This window comes from Archangium lipolyticum (genome assembly GCF_024623785.1).
Taxonomy (GTDB): Bacteria; Myxococcota; Myxococcia; order Myxococcales; family Myxococcaceae; genus Archangium; species Archangium lipolyticum.
The window spans coordinates 625880-644463 of record NZ_JANKBZ010000001.1; the positions used below are offsets into that span (position 1 = coordinate 625880).

Genomic DNA, 18584 nt, shown 5'->3' on the forward strand with positions numbered 1-18584 from the left:
TGATGCCGCCCCCCTCGGCTCATTGCGCCCACAGGCGACCAGGACGCCAAGCCACAGCAAGATCAGGATCTTCGAACGGAGCACTTGCGCCTCACCTCTTCAAGAGCGGTAGTATCCCACTCGGATGTAAGCTTACCGTCAACTGCCACCAGGAGCACAAGAGCGGCCACACCGCGGGTGTGCTCGCACTGAAGCCCTCGTTGGCGTAAATATCTGGAATCACGGGGACTAAAGTATTGGCGGTAAGCTGACCCCTGAACCAAACTCGCTCCCCCTCGGAGGGAGCGCAGCTCGCGCGCCGCCACAGCCTCCACCCATGTCCCCCTCCTCATACCAATCCGTCCTATCATCCAGTCCAAAGGAGTTCAGCGTTCATGAGTCTCAAAAAGACATCCCTCTGTTTCTCAACCCTGCTGGTGCTCAGCGGGTGCGACACCGAACCCGAATTCAAGGCGGTCACTGTAAAGTGTGACCCCGTGCCGGCCACCAGGCCCTCGCAGTGCACGGCCAGCGCCACGGACCAGGACGGCAATCCGTTCACTGTCTCCGGCTACACCTGGACATCGAGCGACGAGTCCGTGGCGAAGGTGGACTCGACGGGCAAGGTCACCACCTTCACCCCGGGAACCGCGACCATCAGCGCGAGCGCCACCGCCGACGGAATCACCCACCAAGGGCAGGCCACACTCACGGTCACCGAGCCCCAGCCCACCCTCCACACCGCCCCCATCACCACGAATGAGACCTGGCGCGAGACGGAAAACCCACATGTGGTGACCGGCTCCATTCAGGTCGGCGGAGCCAGTACCCCCACGCTCACCTTGGAGCCGGGGGTGCAGATCCGCTTCAACCAGGACTCCGAACTCCGCTTCACGCAAGGAGCACTGCGAGCGATGGGGACTCAGGAGGCACCGATCCACATGGTGGCGAACCAGAGCGTGTCCACCAAGGGCTATTGGCGCGGCGTGGCGTTCACCACGGCGGGGAGTTCCTCGGAGCTCAACCATGTCACGCTGAGCGACTGCGGGCGTGACACGGGAGAGGGCGCCTGCATCGCCATGAAGAACCAAGCGGCGCCGGTACTTCGCAACGTAACGGTACGCAATAGCAGCATCGTCGGAGTGAGGGCGGCCGATGATGGCAGCGGTTTCGGGGCCGGGTCGACCCTGCTCAGCGTCTCGGACAGTGGGAGCTACGCCGTAGCCATCGGAGCCAACCAAGCTGGCACGCTGCCGACTGGCGGCAGTTTCACGGGCAATTCCAACAACACAGTCGAGCTCCGGGGCAATGTCTCGCGTACGCAGACCTGGCCGAACCTGGGTATCCCCTACGTCGTGAATGATATTGTCAATGTCCAGGGTGTCACCAGCCCCACACTCACCATCGCTGCAGGGTCGGTGCTGCACTTCGGGCCCGCCTTCGGGTTGTACGTCGGCGACACAGCTCCGGGAAGCCTGGTACTGGATGGCACCGCGACCTCCCCCGTCCTCCTCACTGCGGACGCGGCCACTCCCGACCGCGGACATTGGGAGGGCGTGCACCTGTGGAGCCAGACGTCCAACACCACCCGCCTGTCCTACACCACGATCGAGTACGCCGGCTTCAGCAGTCGAATCGGTGCCGGTATGGGCAACCTGAACGTGTACGGGGACAACGCCGGTGGCGGCGCGCGCCCTGTCATCAACAACGTCATCTTGCGGAAGAGCGGCGAGTATGGTGCCGATCTGAAGAATGGCGGAGCGTTCGGTCCGGGCTCCACCGCACTGTCCGTGATCGACGACAACGGCGTCGCCATGCGCATGGACGCCAACTCCGTCGGCACACTCCCCACAGGCACCGCCATCAGGGGCAACCAGGAGAACGGGTTGCTGATCGCCTCGGGAAACGTGCTCACCACCCAGACGTGGCCCAACCTCGGGGCTGACGCCTACTATACGTTCAGCAACTCCGCATCCATCAATGTGGGTTCCGAGTCCAACCCGACGCTGACCCTGGACCCCGGCGCGACGCTACTGTTCCCTCGCAACAGTGAGCTCAAGGTCGGTGGGAATGGCCAACCCGGTAAGCTGATCGCGGTAGGAACCGTGGCTTCGCCGATCCGATTCCGTTGGATCAGCTACGGTTCCACCTCGCGCTGGCGCGGGCTGCACTTCTGGCAGGCCAGTGGGAGCAAGCTCGACCATGTGATCGTCACCGAAGCTGGAAGTCTGGGCACCAACGGCTTCGGTATGGGCAACGTGAACGTGCACCAGGAGATTGGCGGATTCATCACCAACAGCACGTTCAGCGATTCGTCCGGCTGCGGCATCTCTCGGAGCAATGGCAGCTATACCGGCAGCACCGCAGTGACGACGAACTTCACCCTGTTCGAGTACAACAACACCTTCGCCAACAATGTCGGCGGAAGTCAGTGCACCATCAGCAACTGACGGCGCCGCGCTGAAGGCGCCGCTCCTCGACCCCTACCGCCATACCGGGCGGCAGGGGTTTGGTGGAACGCCCTCACCGCAGTAGGATTAACGCCAAGCAGTTCGTTCCAGGGAGAGGCCCATCCTGCGCTCCCGGGGCCACCTCTCGCCTCGCTTCCCCGGAACAGTCAAAGAGAACACATGCACCTACATTCATCCATCCGGGGAGCAGTGGCCGCGACGCTGCTGGTGTGCCCACTCGCGTCAGCCCAGACCACCGAGCAGTTGCCGGGCTTCGAGCTGGAGCGGCTGGAGACGAACGTGGGGCGCGGCACGCTGCTGGTCGGCAACGGCGAGCTGATGGTTCCCGGGGGCCTGAGCATCAGCCTGATAGGGCACTATCAGCGCCTGCCCCTGCGGCTGAATGATGGGGAGCAGGACCTGGACGTGGTGCGCGACAGGGCGACCGCACTGCTTGCCGCCAGCTACGGCGTCCAGCCGTGGCTCGAGCTGAGCGCCCAGGTGCCGTTCGTGCTCTGGCAGCACGGGGACGACCCCACCCTGGCGGGCCTGAGCGAGCTGGCCATCCAGGGCGTGGGTACCCCCGTGCTCCAGGCCCGACTGGGGCTGCTGTCCCAGCGCAAAGGGTATCCCGTGAACCTGTCGGCCGACCTGGGCGCGGGGCTGCCACTGGGTACCAAGCAGGCCCTGGCGGGAGATGCGGGACCGCGCTTTCACGCGCGGATGGTGGTCGGGACGACCGTGGGCTGGCTGCAACCCTCGCTCGAGGCGGGCGTGCTGTTCCGCCCGCCCATTCTCATGGAGGCCGTCGGACTGGAGGACAAACGAGCGACGAGCGCCGAGGTGCGCCTTGGCGCCGCGCTGTCCACGACGGGTACGGGTCTTCGCGGAGAGTTGGGCACGCGGGCTACGCTCTCTCCCCAACTGTCGATGGATGTGCTCGGCGGGGTGCGCTTCCCCCTGCTGATCGGGCTGGATGCCTTCGTCCTGGGTGGCCCCAGCTTCGGTACAGCCCTGGGGACGCCTCGCTTCCGCGTGCTCGCTGGCGTCGCCTTCCGCAGCGAACCTCCTCCCAGGATCACTGACCTGGATCCAATCAAAGATGCAACTCTCCAGCTCGACCTGGACAAATCCTCGCCCCCACAACGAGAGGATCGAATCCGGCCGGTCGGTACCTGGGAGCTCAACGCCCTCAGCCGTGGCGATCCACAGGAGACCTCGAACGAGGATCCTCGGGAGCCGTTGCGACCCTATCAGCCCAGCCCTCGGGAGCGGATCGTGTTGCGAGGAGAAATTCATTTCGCCCAGGGCAGTTGGGAGCTGCCGAACGAGGTGGCACTGCTGGACCAGGTTGTCCTGCGGTTTTCGGAACAGACCAGGAAGAGCACCATCATCATCGAGGGACATGCGGACCGTGAGAGCACCGACATGTCCAACATGACCATGTCTCTGCACCGCGCCCAGGCGGTGTGGCGCTATCTGAAAAACCAGGGTATCCATTGGACGCAGGTGCAAATCCGTGGCTTCAGCTCGGACTGGCCAGTGAGCCCCAGACCCGCCACCGAGCAGGAGCGCCAGCTCAACCGCCGAGTCGAGGTGCTCGTCGTCACGGAGACCGCGGCGCCAATCACCACCCAGGCGCCGGCCCCATAACACGCTCCCCTGCTCTCGCTCCCGGGCCGGGGACCGCGGCGTGTCGCCGCGTGAAAGCCCGGGACAATCTTCAGCTCCGGGGCGGAACGACGCCAATCCGGACGAGGAACCGGGCCTTCCGCTCCAGTTCCCGCTGCAGATCATGCAAGTGCCGGGTGCTGTCGCGCACGGGCACACTGGCGGGCGTGCTCACCGGGGGCGTAGGCATGAGAGGCGGAGGATTCATGATCGCCCGCTGTTCCGGCACTGGCCGCAGAGCCTCCCGCTCTGTCGGCACGCTCCGGGCCTTCCCGACCAGCGCCTGCCGTACCGGGAGCGGTGGCACGCGCTCATCGACCGCACGGCCGTAGAGCCACGCACCGCACCGCCAAAGCACGTCGTAACGCTGGTTCAACAGCGTCCAGAACCGATCGCGGATCTCGACAACCTTGACGAGGGACGACGCTGCCCTGTCGCTCTCGACCCCTTGCTGCCCGAGCATCACGCGCAGCTTCCCGACGAGATGCTCCGCCTCGACGAGATCAGGCGCAGCCACCGGTGAGCGACCGGCAATCCGCGTCTCATTCCTTCGCAACAACGCGACGAGCGCCAAGCAATCGTCCAGGGCATCGTACTGCCCGCGGAGCCAGACCTCGTCCACGTCGGCATCTGGAAGGAGGCGAGCCTCTGCGAGGGCGTCGGCGGCCTTGCGCAGCTTGCGGCGCAGGTGTTGCGCCCGCTCGAACAGCTTCCCGAACGAGGCGGCCTCGAGCTCGCGGTCAACCTGCAGCGCGGCGAAGGCCAACCCCTGGACAAGTCGCGGGAGCATCGAGAGCTCCACGACGTTCACGTTGGGCAGTCTGCCAACGACCACCGTCCCGCTGCCCAGCACGTTCTCCACACCCTGCATTACGCTCTGGTAGGTGAGCGCGATGTCGGCGCAGCACTCCTCTATGAATCCTGGCTCGATGGCCTTCGCATCGGCAAGGAACGCGTCATAGGCGGCCTGAGAGCCTATGCTTTCGAGTTCGGCGGCGTCCGCCGATGGGGTCTCCGATGCCTCCGCCCTGCTGACGTCGTCCTCTGCCATGCGGGCAGATTATCGAGCGCTCTCCAGTGCTGCAATGCACCGCCTCCCCCGAGGAACTCAGAGAGCCAGGCCAGGTGGAATTCACCCGTCAGTTCTCCGTGGCCAGAGTGAGGATGGAGAAAAAGGACGGCCAGTGTAAGCAGCCTCACCCACGTCAAATTGGACGATGAGGCTCACACAGCTCCAGTAGGTCACACGAAGCTCGGCCGCTGTCCTGGCGCTCAAGAACAACCCATTGGCGGACTGACGGAAGGAGCGCCGACCCCAGCCGGGTACAAGACCGCAACTCGCACTGGGACCCGCCCCCTTCGATGCAGAGGCGCACCCAGCGGAGTGCAAGCGTTTCTAGTGCCCCAGGGAGGGGACAAATCATGAAGTGGAAGCATGGGGGGAGTGTCTGGGCCGCGCTGATGTGCGCCCTGATGGCCGTGGCCTGTGGACAGCCCGAGGTGGGGCTGCGTGGCACGGAAGAGCAGTCCATGCCGGAGCTGAGCGCCACCTCGGCGGCGCTGACGGCAACGGCCAGCTACGACTCGACCTTGAAAGTGCCTCGATGCATCGGGGTGGCTTCGGGCTGTGACTCGGGCAGCCTCGTCAACGGCCGTGGACCGATGGGGCCTGAGCTCAACGCGCCCAACACCCTAGGCGGCACTTGCGCCGACGGTACCGCTGGCGCCTACCACAACGACGAGTCGCTGGAGCGGGTGAAGGTCTACACCACCGATGGCACCGACCTGGCGCCCGGCAAGCAGGTGACCATCGAAGTCGATGTGTGGGCATGGTCAGGGTACACGTCGGACGCGCTGGACCTGTATTACGCGGCGGACGCGAGCAACCCGAACTGGAACTTCATCACCACCCTGGTGCCGACCGGGGCCGGTGCGCAGACACTGCGAGTGAATTACATGCTGCCGACGGGCGGCAGCACCCAGGCCGTGCGCGCGGCCTTCCGATATACGGGCTCGGCGGGCACCTGCACGAGTAGTTCCTATGATGACCGGGACGATCTGGCCTTCGCGGTGGCCAGTGTACCCCAGCGGCAGCCCTCGATCCTGGCTGCTGGATACTTCCACAACCTGAAGGTGAACCTGGATGGGACTGTCTGGGCCTGGGGCAACAACGCCAACGGCCAGCTCGGGAACGGGACGACCATCCAGAGCACCAAGCCAGTGCGGGTGCTGGGGCTCGACAACGTGGAATCCATCGCCGCAGGTGATCACCATAACCTGGCGCTCAAGAAGGACGGCACCGTGTGGGCCTGGGGCAACAACACCAACGGCCAGCTCGGCGACGGCACCACCACGAACAGAACCACACCGGTGCAGGTCGCGGGGCTCACGAACGTGGTGGCCCTCTCCGCGAAGAACGTGCATTCACTGGCGCTGAAGCAGGATGGAACCGTGTGGGCCTGGGGCAACAACACCAACGGCCAGCTCGGCGATGGTACCACCACCCCGAGCACCACGCCGGTGCAGGTCGCAGGGCTCTCGGGCGTGGTGGACGTTGCAGCGGGTTGGAGGTTCTCGCTGGCATTGAAGCAAGATGGGACCGTGTGGGCCTGGGGCGACAACTCCTATGGCCAGCTCGGTAATGGCACCAACACCCCGAGCACCACGCCGGTGCAGGTCGCGGGGCTCTCGGGAGTCACGGTCCTCGTTGCCAGCCACTTCCACTCACTGGCACTGAAGCAGGATGGGACCGTATGGGCCTGGGGCTACAACTACGCTGGCCAGCTCGGCGATGGTACCGTCACGACAAGAGCCACGCCGGTGCCGGTGTCCGGCTTGTCTGGCGTCACGAGTATCGGCGCGAAAATCACTCATTCGCTAGCGGTGAGGAACGATGGAACCGTGTGGGCCTGGGGCGACAATTACCAGGGCCAGCTCGGCGATGGTACCACCACCGGACGCACCACGCCGGTGCAGGTCGCGGGGCTCTCGGGCGCGGTGTCCGTCCAAGCTGGTTGCAGCCACTCCCTGGCACTCAAGCAGGACGGCTCCATCTGGGCCTGGGGCGACAACTCCTACGGCCAGCTCGGCGATGGCACCAACACCATGCGATCCTCTCCGGTGATGGTGCCCCCCGAGATCGAGATTCGCAAGGTGGCGGCCGGGTATTCCCACAGTCTGAAGCTGAACTGGGACGGAACCATCTGGGCATGGGGACTCAATGATTCTGGGCAGCTCGGAAACAGCACGACCATCCAGAGCACCAAGCCGGTGAGAGTGCTGGGGCTCGACAACGTGGAGTCCATCGCTGCGGGTGATCACCATAACCTGGCGCTCAAGAAGGACGGCACCGTGTGGGCCTGGGGCTACAACTCGCACGGTCAGCTCGGCGACGGCACCACTACGAACAGAACCACGCCCGTGCAGGTCGTGGGGCTCACGAACGTGGTGGCCCTCTCCGCGAAGAACATGCATTCGCTGGCCGTGAAGAAGGATGGAACCGTGTGGGCCTGGGGCAACAACGACAACGGTCAGCTCGGCGACAGCACCACTACGAACAGAACCACGCCCGTGCAGGTCGCGGGGCTCTCTGGCGTAATGAGCGTTGCAGCGGGTTGGTGGTCCTCGCTGGCGCTGAAGCAGAACGGGACCGTCTGGGCCTGGGGCGATAACTCCTACGGCCAGCTCGGCGATGGCACCACCACGGATAGAACCACGCCGGTACAGCTCGTGGGACTGTCGAGAGCCGCCGCCATCGCGTCCGGCCACTACCATGCGCTGGCGCTGAAGCAGGACAGGACCGTGTGGGCCTGGGGCCACAACCCCAATAGCCAGCTCGGCGACGGCACCACCATGGATAGAACCACGCCGGTGCCGGTGTCCGGCTTGTCTGACGTCACGAGCATCGAAGCAGACCTCACCCATTCACTGGCGCTGAAGCAGGATGGAACCGTGTGGGCCTGGGGCCACAACTCCAATGGCCAGATCGGCGACGGCACCACCATCGGACGCACCACGCCGGTGCAGGTCGCGGGGCTCTCGGGTGCGGTGTCCGTCCAGGCTGGCGGCCTACATTCCCTCGCTCTCAAGCAGGACGGCAGTGTATGGACCTGGGGCTTCAACTATTACGGCCAGCTCGGTGATGGCGCTCGCACTGATCGCAGCTCCCCGGTAATGGTGCCCTCCACGATCGAGATCGAGCCGCTCACCTACAGCACCTCCAATACCAACAGCGCCCAGCAGAACACCGCCAACCGGACCGTCACCCTGAATGCAGGGGACCTCCTGCAGGTGGGCACCTGCAACCTGATGGGGGCATCGGCCACGGGCGACACCTACCTTAGCCTGGTTGGCACTGACGGCACCCAGGTGGCTTACAACGATGACAACTGCAATGGAGTGGCCTCCTTCATCCAGTACATCGCCCCCACCACGGGGACCTACGAGCTGCGCGCGGGCTGCTTCTCCAGCAACAGCTGCAGCGGCACCGTGGTCTTCAAGGTGACTCCGGGTAGCTGAGCCCCAGGGCAGTCCGGGATTCCGCCTCCGGGTCATCCGGCGGAACGCCTCGATCCCTGCCTCCCTCCCGGGACGGCAGGGATTTTCATTCGCGGACCGCGCTGAAACGAACAGGCCCAGCACGCAGGGCGAGTTGCCCACCGCCGTGCCGGGCCGTGTCGGAGGTCTCCCCCGGGACTTCAGTCAGGTCTCAGGCCTTCATCTCCATGCGAGGAGGCGCTTCACCGGAGGACGAGGAGGAACCCGAGCCACTCACGGCAACAGCCCCCACCTTCTCCTCGGCCAGCGTGGCCTTGTCGATCGCGGCCTTCTCCATCGACAGCTTCATCAGAGCGCTCTCGTCGGCGGCGCGACGGGCCTCGCGCTCCTTGTAGCGGCGGATCGCCGGGGCCATGATCTCCCCAATGAGCCCCCGGTAGTCCATGCCCGCCCCCTGCGCGATCAGCACCAGGTCGCTCCACCCCGGCGTCAGGCCCGGCAGCGGGTTGCACTCGATGAAGTAGATACGGCCCTTGTCGTCCATGCGGAAGTCGATGCGCGCCACGTCCCGGCACCCCAGTGCCATGAACGAGCCTCGCGCCGCCGCCCGCAGCTTCTCCAACAGCGCCGGCTCGATCTTCGCTGGCGCATCGTACCGGATGCGATCGTTCCAATCCAGCTTGTGCTGGAAGCTGTAGATGGGCGTCCGGTCCTCCTTGTCCAGGAAGACGATCTCCATCGGCGGCAGCACGCGCGGACGCCGCTCGCCCAAGAGGCCCACCGTGAACTCGCGCCCGCCGATGTACTCCTCGATCAGCGCCGGCTGCTGGTACTTGGTGACGATCTCCTTCACCACATCCCGCAGCTCCGCCTCGTTGTGGCACACGCTCTTGCTCACCACGCCCTTCGAGGAGCCCTCGGCCACCGGCTTCACGATCAGCGGGAAGCTGGTGAACTGCTTGTCCAGCCGCTCCTTGCCCGTGTGCATGAGCTGGAAGTTCGGCGTGTGGATTCCCGCCTGGCGGACGATCTTCTTCGCCAGCGCCTTGTCCAACGCGATGGAGAGCGTGGCTGGATCGCTTCCCGTGTACGGGATGTCCAGCAGCTCCAGCATCGCCGGCACCTGGCTCTCGCGGTTGCGGCCCTTGAAGCCCTCCGCGATGTTGAACACGATGTCCAACGGCGTGCTCGCCAGCACGCTCGGAAGCTCCGCCGTGGCCTCCAGATCCACCACCTCGTGGCCCCACGAGGCAATCGCCTCACGGATGGCCTGCAGCGTGGTCGGCGAGTCGTACTCGGCCTCGCTGTCCTCCAACGCCGAGCCGTCCGCCGCCACCGGCTTCACGCGCTTCACGTTGTAGGTGAAGCCCACGCGCAGCGGTCCCGACTTGCGCGCCGGCTTGCCCTGGCGCTTGCCATCCTTGATCTTGTAGCGCCGCGCCGCGCTCTGGATGATGGCGCTCACCACCCCGTCCAGGTGGATGCCCTCCAGCGCCGCCGCCGCGTAGATGCCCGCTCCCTGCTCCAGGCTGGGCAGCGCGTTGAGCTCCAGGAAGTACGGCACGCCCGCGTCGCTCAGCCGGAAGTCGATCCGCCCCAGGTCCCTGCAGTCGAGCACCTGGAAGATCTTCTTCGACATGTTGCGCATCTCCTCGGCCACCTTCGGAGAAAGTCTGGCCGGGGCGCGCACCTTCACCGCGCTGTCCTTCTTCGTCTTCAGCTCGTAATCGTAGATGGCGTACTTGCGTCCGGCGATGGCCGCCGGATCGATGTCGTACTCGGTCGGGCTGAGCACGCCGTCATGATCGTTCTGCACCGCCGCCAGGTACGGGACGGTGATGTCCGTGCCGCTGATGAACTCCTCCACCAGCACGCCCGCCGGGTAGCGCGCCAGCGCCTGCGTCACCTTCTCGCGCGCCTGCTCCACCGTCTCGGCCACCGAGTCCTGCGTGATGCCCTTGGACGAGCCCTCGAAGTTGGGCTTGATGATGACCGGGAAGCGCAGGTCCTCGACCTTGAGCTCGTTGAGCTTCTCCACGAACTGCCAGCCCGGCGTGCGGATGCCGTGCTTGGACAGCACCAGCTTGGTGAGCTGCTTGTCCAACGTCACCGCCAGCGCGTAGGCGTCCGAGCCCGTGTAGGCGAACCCGAGCTCCTCGAAGAGCGCCGGATAGAAGGCCTCGCGGAAGCGGCCACGGCGGCCCTCGGCTATGTTGAAGATGAGATCCGGGCTGTACGCCTCGAGCCGGGCGACGGTGCGCGAGGCGGGTCCACTCACCTCGAAGCGCTCCAGCCGGTGGCCGAGCCGCTCGATGGCCGCCGCCAGCGTGTTCACCGTCTCCTGCGTGTCGAACTCCGCCTCGTCTTCCGAGTCGGACAGCTTGAGGTTGTAGGTCAGCGCGATGCGCAAGGCTTTCCCCTTCTGGACTTCTCGATAGTGCGGCGACGGCGAACCCGCGCCGCGGACAAGAATCTTCCCGGGACGCGAGCGGCCGTCACGGGCGTGCGTGCTGCAACGGTTGCTCCGGCGACGACCTTCCCATCCACCACCTGCGTCTGCGCCCAGGTATCGCCGAGCCGCCAGCCGAGCGGATCCCTCACCACGCGCAGGGCCTCCACTCCACCGATGACCACCAGCCCGGCCATGCACGCCACCGCTCCCAGCGGCGGCGGCATCATCCCCAGCAGCACGATGAGCGCCAGCGGCGCGTTGCGCAGGGTGCTGTCCCGGTGGCGTGCCGCGGAGCGCGTGGGCAGGTGCATCACCTTCACACCGAAGATGCGTTTCCCCACGCTCTGCCCCTGGAGCATTCCATCGGCCAGCAGCAGGAAGAGCAGCGCCACCACGCCACCGGCGGCGCCACATACCACGTAGAGACCCCACGCCACCGCCACGTCCACGATGCGCGCGCCCAGCCGCATCCACAGCGAGGCCTTGGGATAGGGCGAGCCCAGCTCCTCGCCGTTGGGCACCACGCGCAGGCCAGGACGGCGGGGAGAGGAGAAGACGGGTTGGGGAGAGCTCACTCTTCGGGCTCCAGGATGAGGCCCCGCTCGGGGCGCTCCGGCTCGTCCAGGCCCGCCAGCTGCGCGAGCCGCTCGTGGGCGCTCACCATGCCCGGCGGCCGTTGGTAGGAGTACGAGGAGGACGCGGCCGCGTTGCCCGTGAAGTCCGGCGATGACACCAGCTGGGACGTGGGCGAGCCCGTCTCGGACATCTGCCGCAGCCGGCCTCTGGCGCCCTCGAGGTCATGCGTGGCCGGTTCTCCCTCGCGGGTGAAGAACACGAAGGCCATGGCCGGACGCTTGGAGGACTCGCGCATGGCGAACTGCACACCGTCCAGGGTCCAACCCTTGGAGCTCCATTCATTCACGGTGCGTTCGAGCGTCCCCTCGTCGACGGTGGACAGCTCGACGACCTTGTACTGGAGCGGGCCCGCGACACGCGCGGTGGCCCCGGGCACCGAGGCACGGGCGGCACCCGGGCGCTTGCCAGCGCGCAGGGGGCGCTGGGTCGCGGTCCGGGGTGCCGCCGGTCTAGGTGGGGGCCGCTTCTTCTTCTTGGTGGCCATGGCCGATTCTCGAAGGTGGATCTTTGCCCCCGATCGGGGGGGTGAGCGCAAGCCCCCCCTGGGGGATCGCCCTCCGAACCGTCAACCGAGCAGCTTCGCGGCTTCGAGCGAGTGGTAGGTGATGATGAGGTCCGAGCCCGCGCGCTTGATGGAGGTGAGAATCTCCAGCATCAGGCGATCTCCGTCGACCCACCCGTTCTGGGCGGCGGCCTTCACCATGGAGTACTCGGCGGACACGTTGTAGGCCACCACCGGCACGTCGACGCGCTCGCGCACCCGGTGGATGACGTCCAGGTAGGACAGCGCGGGCTTCACCATGATCATGTCCGCGCCCTCCTCCATGTCCAGGTCCACCTCCTTGAGGGCCTCGCGCACGTTGCCCGGATCCATCTGGTGGGTGCGGCGATCGCCGAACTGGGGCGTGCTCTGGGCCGCCTCGCGGAAGGGCCCGTAGAAGCCCGAGGCGTACTTGGCCGCATAGGAGAGGATGGGCACCTCGGTGAGCTTCACCTCGTCCAGCGCCGAGCGGATGGCGGCCACGCGCCCGTCCATCATGTCCGAGGGGGCGATGATGTCCGCGCCGGCCTGGGCGCACGTCACCGCCATCTGCGCCAGCAGCGGCAGCGTGGCGTCATTGGCGACATGGCCGCCCTCGATGACACCGCAGTGGCCATGGTCGGTGTACTCGCACAGACACACGTCCACGATGACGAGCATGTCCGGGATGGCGTTCTTGATCTCCCGGACGGCGCGCTGGACGATGCCCTCGCGCGCGTACGCCTGCGAGCCCCGGGCATCCTTGTGATCCGGGATGCCGAACAGGAGCACCGCGGGCACTCCGAGCGCCTTGGCCTGCTTCGCCTCGGCGACGGCGTGCTCCAGCGAGAGGTTGAAGACGCCCGGCATGGAGGAGATGGGACGGCGGATGTCCCGGCCCTCCACGACGAACAGCGGATAGATGAAGTCCGAGGGGGCGAGCGTGGTCTCTCGCACCATCTCACGAAGGACCGCCGAACGGCGCAGGCGGCGCGGGCGATGAATCGGATATGCCATGGGCCGACGGTATAAACCGACGGCGGCGCCCTGGAAGCATTTCGATGTCCGAGACTGCCTAGACAGTAGCCTGGCGCCAGCCCTCGTTCTGCCAGCCGCGCTCACGGGACAGGCGAGCGGCCCGGCGCTCGGCGAGGTCCGCCTCGTGGAGAGCACGGGCATAGCGCGTCCGGGACGCCTCGGAACCGTCCCTCAGCCCCCGCTCCGCATCCGCCAACTCCTGGCGCGCCGCTCGCAGCTCCTGCTCCATCAGATCAATCGTCAACATGTATCAGTGCCTCCTCCGCCAGGGGGTTGTGCACACCCCAGGCCACACCTGCCCTCCCCCCAAAAGGGCGAAACCTGGGCGCGCGATGGCCCGGAAGTCACTGAAACCCTGAAAAAAGGTGCGAAGGTTTCTTCCCGGGTGCGCAGCGGACCACGCGACTCGGCCAGACGTGGGCTCGTCGGGTCGCCCGCGTGGCGTGCGAGGCAATGGACACACCGGCTCCGTCGTAGAGTTGCCATCGTGCCAGCCATCGAAGTCATCGGACTCCGCAAGACCTACCGGCGTGCCTTCGGGCGCCGGGGTCATGAGGCCCTGCGGGGTGTGGACCTGTCCGTGCCGGAAGGCAGTGCGTTCGGGCTGATCGGCCCCAACGGCGCGGGAAAGACGACGTTCATCAAGAGCATCCTCGGCATCGTCCAGCCCTCGGAGGGGACGGTGCGGGTGCTCGGCGGTTCGCCCGAGGATCCGCGCATCCGGGCCCGCATCGGCTACCTGCCCGAGCGCCTGCACCTGCCGGGCTCGTGGGCGGCACCGGCCTTCCTCGCCACCGTGGCGCGGCTCAAGGAGCTGAAGCCGGACCCGGCCGCGAACCTGCGGCTGCTGGAGCGCGTGGGACTGGCGGACGCGCTGGGCCGGAAGATTGGCGGCTACTCCAAGGGCATGCGCCAGCGGCTGGGGCTCGCGGCGGCGCTGCTGGGCAACCCCGCCCTGCTCATCCTCGACGAGCCCACCGACGGCATCGATCCCATGGGCCGCGTGGAGGTGCGGCGCATCCTCCAGGAGGAGGTGCAGCGCGGCACCACCCTCTTCCTCAACTCGCACCTGCTGGCGGAGACCGAGCGCGTCTGCGATCGGGTGGCCATCCTCGCCGAGGGCAAGGTGCTGCGCGAGGGGCGGTTGGACGAGCTGTCGCGCGGCGGAGCACGGTGGGCGGTGCGCTTCGCGCCGGGAGCGGACGCGGGCGCGCTGGCCTCGGCGGGCTTTACGGCGGCGGGCACCGAGGGGCAGTACCACGTGGAGACCTCGGACGTGGCGGGGCTGAACGCGGCGCTGGACAAGGCGCGAGCGGCCGGGGCGCTCCTGGTGGAGCTCAAGCGGGACGGGCAGGACCTGGAGGCCGTGCTGGCCTCGGCCATGGGGGTGGCGGCATGAGGAGCGTGCTGGGAATCGCGGGCTACGTGTTGCGCGAAGCGGCTTCTCGCAAGTTCATCCTGGCCTTCCTGTTGGGCGTCACGGGCGTGCTGGTGATGCTCTCGTTGAGCCTGCGCATCGAGGTGGTGGACGGAGCCCTGGCGGCCTCGCGGCTGTTCGGCGAGATGCTGGACAACGACATCGTCGCGGTGGACGTGGCGCTGCGGCCCGTGTTCATGGCGGCGGCGGCCATCGTCTTCTACGGGGGCATCCTGTTCGGCATCGTCTCATGCTCGGACTTCGCGCCGAGCCTGCTGTCGCCGGGCCGTATCGAGCACCTGCTCGCCCTGCCCTTGCGGCGCTGGCACATCCTGGCTGGCACGTTCCTCGGGGTGATGACGCTGGCGATGAGCGGCGCGCTGTACGGCTCGGTGGGGCTGGTGCTCATCTTCGGGGTGAAGACGGGGTACTGGACGGTGGGGCCGGTGGTCGCGGCGCTGCTGGCCTGCGTGAGTTTCGCGTCGGTGTACGCGGTGATGCTGACGACGGCCACGCTGGTGCGCAGCGCGGCGCTATGCGCGGGGCTCGGCGGCATCACCCTGGTGGCGGGCATCCTCGCCGGCTACCGGACGAACATCGCCCCCTTCCTCGAGGAGGGGCTGAGCCGGGAGTCCTTCAAGGCGGTGACGCTGATGCTGCCCCGGCTGTCGTCGCTGGCCCAGGCGAGCATGGACCTGGCGGCCTCGGCGCCGCTGAGGGTGCAGTCGCTGCCGATGTTGCTGGGCGGCGTGCTGGTGTTCGGCCTGGGTGTGCTGGCCCTGGGCTTCTGGTGGTTCGAGGGGAGGGATTACTGATGCAGCGGCGTCGTGGACTGTGGCTGGTGTTCGCGGTGGTGCTGTTCGGCCTCGCCGCGTGGCTGATGCTGTCCGGGCAGGGCGAGGAGGAGGCCCCTCGCCCTCAGAAGGTGGCATTCCCGAACCGGCTGCGGAAGGAGGAGCGCGAGCGCATGGAGCGCCGGCGGACGTACGTAATGCCGACGCCCGTGGACGCGGGGACGGAGGAGAAGAAGCCGGTGCAGCCGAGCGATCCCGTGCTGGCCGCGCTGCCCCGGGGCAAGGGGAAGACGGCGATGGTCATCGAGGCCAACGCCCTCCGTCACTCACCCATCGGAGAGCTGCTGCTGGAGTGCATGATGCGCCGGGGCGGCAATGACCTGGAGCGCTTCAAGGAAGAGACGGGCGTGGACCCGTTGAAGGACCTGGACCGGCTGGTCATCACGGATGACGGGGTGATCGTCTCGGGGAACTTCGGGGACAAGCGCCTGAAGGACATGCTGTCCGGGCGCGGCGCCACGAACTACGACTACGGCGACGAGGCGCGCATCTTCGAGCCCAACTTCGAGCGGGACCTGCCGGATGGCGGAGTGGCGCGGCGGAACGGGCCTCAGGTGGCGATGTGGAACGACCAGATGCTCGTGTTCGGCAGATCGCCGGACGGGGTGAAGCAGGTCATCGACCGGGTGGAGGGGCGCGGGCCGAACGAGCCGCCCGTCATCTCCGAGGGCAGCACGTACGGGGAGATGTACGGCGTGGTGTCCGTGGAGCAGCTCAAGAAGATGTTCCCGCCGGACCAGCATGAGCTGGCGATGAAGCTGGCCGAGGTGGCGGAGAACGTGGAGCTGCACATGGACGCGCGCTCGGACTTCGCCATGACGGCCCAGGTGCGGGGCGCGGACGAGGCCAAGGTGACGGACCTGGGCAAGTCGCTCGGCGGGGCGCTGTCCCTGGCGCGCATGAAGGCGCAGGCCGAGGGCGAGACCGAGCTGGCGCAGCTCCTGGACTTCGCGAAGGTGAAGCCGGACGGCGACTCGTTCAAGCTGGAGCTCGCGGTGCCGCTCGAGGTCATCAAGCAGCAGCTCGCGTTCTGCCGCGAGGAGCCGCCCGCTCCCCCTACTCCACCATCGCGCTGACCTCGCGGGAGAAGGCCTGCTCGTCATCGGCGTGGATGACGAGCGGGGGCATCACGGTCAGCCCCGTGGGCGCCCTCTTCACCGCGTGCATCAACACCAGCTTCGCGGGCCTCCCCGCGCGTGAATGCACCATGCGCGCGGTCCTCGGCTCCAGCTTCTCCGCGCGCAACACGGCCATCAGCTCGGACAACCGCGAGGCCGGATACACCACACAGAAGCTCCCCCGGCACCGCAGCAGATACGCCGCCGCTCGCGCGACGTCCCGGAGCTCGCACGAGATCTCGTGCCGCGCCAGGGCCTTCTCCATGTCCGTGCTGATCCTCCCCTGCTCCCGTCCCCGGTAGGGCGGATTGCACAGCACGTGGGAGAAGCTCGCCTTCGCGAACAGCCGGTCCACGCAGCGGATGTCCCCCCGGACCAGCGACACCTCCCGCTCGCAGCGGTTGAGGTGCACGTTGCGCTCGGCGAGCGAATACAGGCGCGGTTGCAGCTCCAGCCCGGTGATGCTCTCGCAGCCCAACCGCCGCGTCAGGATGAGCGGGATGATCCCACACCCCGTCCCCAGGTCCATCAACCGCCCCCGCACCGCCCCGGCCTCGTACACGGCGAAGTGCGCGAGCAGCACGGGATCCAACGTGAAGCGATAACCCCGGCGCCGTTGGAACACCCTCACCTCTCCGCCACAGACTGAATCGAGCGTCTCTCCGGGACCGGGCCGGAACTCGAGCGGCGTGCGCTGGGGCCACTCCAGCGCTGCTTCTGTCAGCAGGATGCCCACCCCAGTCCCTAGGCCTCCGGGTCGAGGAACAGCAGTCCCGCCGGCGGCGCGGGCTCCACGCGCAACGTCTTGGGCGGCAACGTCTGCGCCGCCTCCATCACCGCGCGCACCTCCCACAGCGGTGGCGGGTTGAGCGCGAAGCCCGCCTGGAACATCCCCCCGTGGACGCCTCGCACCAGCGACTCCACCCCCTGCACCGCGAACACCTGCGGATGTCCCGGCTCCTCGGGGTCCTTGATGCCCAGCACCGTTCGCAGCACCAGCGCGTTCAGCAACGCCAGATCCAGGCTCCGGAGCGTCGGGCTGCGCGGCGCTCCCTTCAGGTGCGCCAGATCCAACCCCTGCCGGAAGCGCAGGATCTTCCCCCGCCCCTCGGGCAGCACCAGCAACACCGCGTGGTGTCCTCGCACCAGCGTGGCCAGCCGCTCGTTCGCCGCGGCGATGCCCCGAGGCGTCGTGAGCGGCTCGTCCAGGTCATACACGCGCGCGTACGCCGTCACGAGCGCCAGGAACGTGTCCTCGTCGAAGGTGTCCAGCCCCTGGATGGCACGGTGCACCGGCTCGAAGTGCAGCCCTGGATCCGACAGCGGCACCACGGCCGCCAGGCTCGGCCTGCGCTCGTCCAGCTCGGCCAGGGGGCGCAGGGGCGCCTCGTCGAGCACCGCCTGGATGCGCCGGGCCACCGGCGAGGGCTCGATGCGCCTCAGCGCCACCGGGGAGTCCTCGAACGTCCCCTGCCAGACGGAGATGCTGCGCTCGGCCGCCTCCGCCAGGAGACCTCGGAGCACCCCATGGTCGTCCGCCGCCAGGGTGACCGTCGGCTCCACCTGCGCGGAGCGGGGCCGGTACGGCTCCACCTCCAGCGGCTCGGCCGCGTCCGGCGCGAGCGCGCACAAGAGGAAGCGCACCGGTGGTCCTCCAAGCCGCCCCGCCGAGCTGTACACCTCGGCCAGGTACAGCGCCGGGCGAGCGTCGCGTAGCACGGAGCCCGCGGCCCTCAACCGCCCCAGCTCCGCCGTCGGGTCCACCCGATCCAGCAACGGCCGGATGAACGAGGACCGGGGCGGCGCATTGAAGGGACAGCCATCGTCATCGGCCGACAGGTGCGACTCGAGAGACGGAAGCAGTGCGGAAAAGGGGAGGACACGCGCCATATCCACGAAAATGGACACGCGCTCACCCCGCCGCCATGGAAGGCCCTCGAATGCCCGGCAGG

At 67.3% G+C, this 18584-nt stretch carries 14 protein-coding genes; 6 read left to right on the forward strand and 8 right to left on the reverse strand.

Going from position 1 to position 18584, the window contains the following annotated elements:
* Nucleotides 1-374: 374 nt before the first annotated feature.
* Nucleotides 375-2429: an Ig-like domain-containing protein gene (locus NR810_RS02250; protein WP_257447014.1), complete on the forward strand. Its 2055-nt coding sequence runs from the start codon at nt 375-377 to the stop codon at nt 2427-2429.
* 180 nt (nt 2430-2609) lie between these two features.
* Nucleotides 2610-4082, forward strand: coding sequence for an OmpA family protein (locus NR810_RS02255; RefSeq protein ID WP_257447016.1), 1473 nt, complete (start codon nt 2610-2612; stop codon nt 4080-4082).
* A gap of 70 nt (nt 4083-4152) precedes the next feature.
* Here the strand turns inward: NR810_RS02255 and NR810_RS02260 are convergent, their stop codons facing one another.
* The gene (locus tag NR810_RS02260) at nt 4153-5151 is read right to left on the reverse strand and encodes a hypothetical protein (RefSeq protein WP_257447019.1); all 999 of its coding nucleotides are present in this window, start codon (nt 5149-5151) and stop codon (nt 4153-4155) included.
* Between the two features lie 371 nt (nt 5152-5522).
* On the opposite strand from NR810_RS02260, the gene NR810_RS02265 reads away from it, so the two are divergent.
* On the forward strand, nt 5523-8618 hold the full coding sequence (locus NR810_RS02265) for an RCC1 domain-containing protein (protein WP_257447022.1): 3096 nt from the start codon (nt 5523-5525) through the stop codon (nt 8616-8618).
* Nucleotides 8619-8808: 190 nt separating this feature from the next.
* Here NR810_RS02265 and NR810_RS02270 read toward each other — a convergent pair whose 3' ends face one another.
* The 5 genes from NR810_RS02270 to NR810_RS02290 form a co-directional block, all read right to left on the reverse strand.
* A complete protein-coding gene (locus NR810_RS02270; RefSeq protein WP_257447025.1) occupies nt 8809-11007 on the reverse strand; it encodes a D-alanine--D-alanine ligase family protein in 2199 nt (732 codons plus the stop codon).
* Complete coding sequence (locus NR810_RS02275) at nt 10992-11579, reverse strand: RDD family protein (protein ID WP_257447745.1); 588 nt, start codon at nt 11577-11579, stop codon at nt 10992-10994. Before NR810_RS02275 ends, NR810_RS02270 begins: the two co-directional genes overlap by 16 nt.
* 41 nt (nt 11580-11620) lie before the next feature.
* Complete coding sequence (locus NR810_RS02280) at nt 11621-12169, reverse strand: hypothetical protein (protein WP_257447028.1); 549 nt, start codon at nt 12167-12169, stop codon at nt 11621-11623.
* 81 nt (nt 12170-12250) lie between these two features.
* Nucleotides 12251-13222 (reverse strand): porphobilinogen synthase, encoded by a 972-nt coding sequence (gene hemB, locus NR810_RS02285; protein ID WP_257447031.1) that lies wholly within the window; start codon nt 13220-13222, stop codon nt 12251-12253.
* A 58-nt stretch (nt 13223-13280) separates the two neighbouring features.
* Entirely contained in the window at nt 13281-13490 is a 210-nt protein-coding gene (locus NR810_RS02290; RefSeq protein WP_257447034.1) for a hypothetical protein, read from the reverse strand.
* Between the two features lie 240 nt (nt 13491-13730).
* Here NR810_RS02290 and NR810_RS02295 point away from each other — a divergent pair, with 240 nt between their 5' ends.
* From NR810_RS02295 to NR810_RS02305, 3 genes are read left to right on the forward strand one after another with little or no spacing between them, the layout of a single operon-like run.
* Nucleotides 13731-14642, forward strand: a complete 912-nt coding sequence (locus NR810_RS02295) for an ABC transporter ATP-binding protein (RefSeq protein ID WP_257447037.1) — start codon at nt 13731-13733, stop codon at nt 14640-14642.
* On the forward strand, nt 14639-15475 hold the full coding sequence (locus NR810_RS02300; protein ID WP_257447040.1) for a hypothetical protein: 837 nt from the start codon (nt 14639-14641) through the stop codon (nt 15473-15475). The genes NR810_RS02295 and NR810_RS02300 overlap by 4 nt, the downstream gene beginning before the upstream one ends.
* Complete coding sequence (locus NR810_RS02305; RefSeq protein WP_257447042.1) at nt 15475-16590, forward strand: hypothetical protein; 1116 nt, start codon at nt 15475-15477, stop codon at nt 16588-16590. Before NR810_RS02300 ends, NR810_RS02305 begins: the two co-directional genes overlap by 1 nt.
* Here NR810_RS02305 and NR810_RS02310 read toward each other — a convergent pair.
* Together NR810_RS02310 and NR810_RS02315 are read right to left on the reverse strand one after the other, a co-directional pair.
* Nucleotides 16571-17368, reverse strand: coding sequence for a tRNA1(Val) (adenine(37)-N6)-methyltransferase (locus tag NR810_RS02310; protein ID WP_257447046.1), 798 nt, complete (start codon nt 17366-17368; stop codon nt 16571-16573). The two genes, NR810_RS02305 and NR810_RS02310, sit on opposite strands and share 20 nt — an antisense overlap.
* Before the next feature lie 8 nt (nt 17369-17376).
* Complete coding sequence (locus tag NR810_RS02315; protein WP_257447746.1) at nt 17377-18522, reverse strand: DUF1015 family protein; 1146 nt, start codon at nt 18520-18522, stop codon at nt 17377-17379.
* Nucleotides 18523-18584 lie beyond the last annotated feature (62 nt).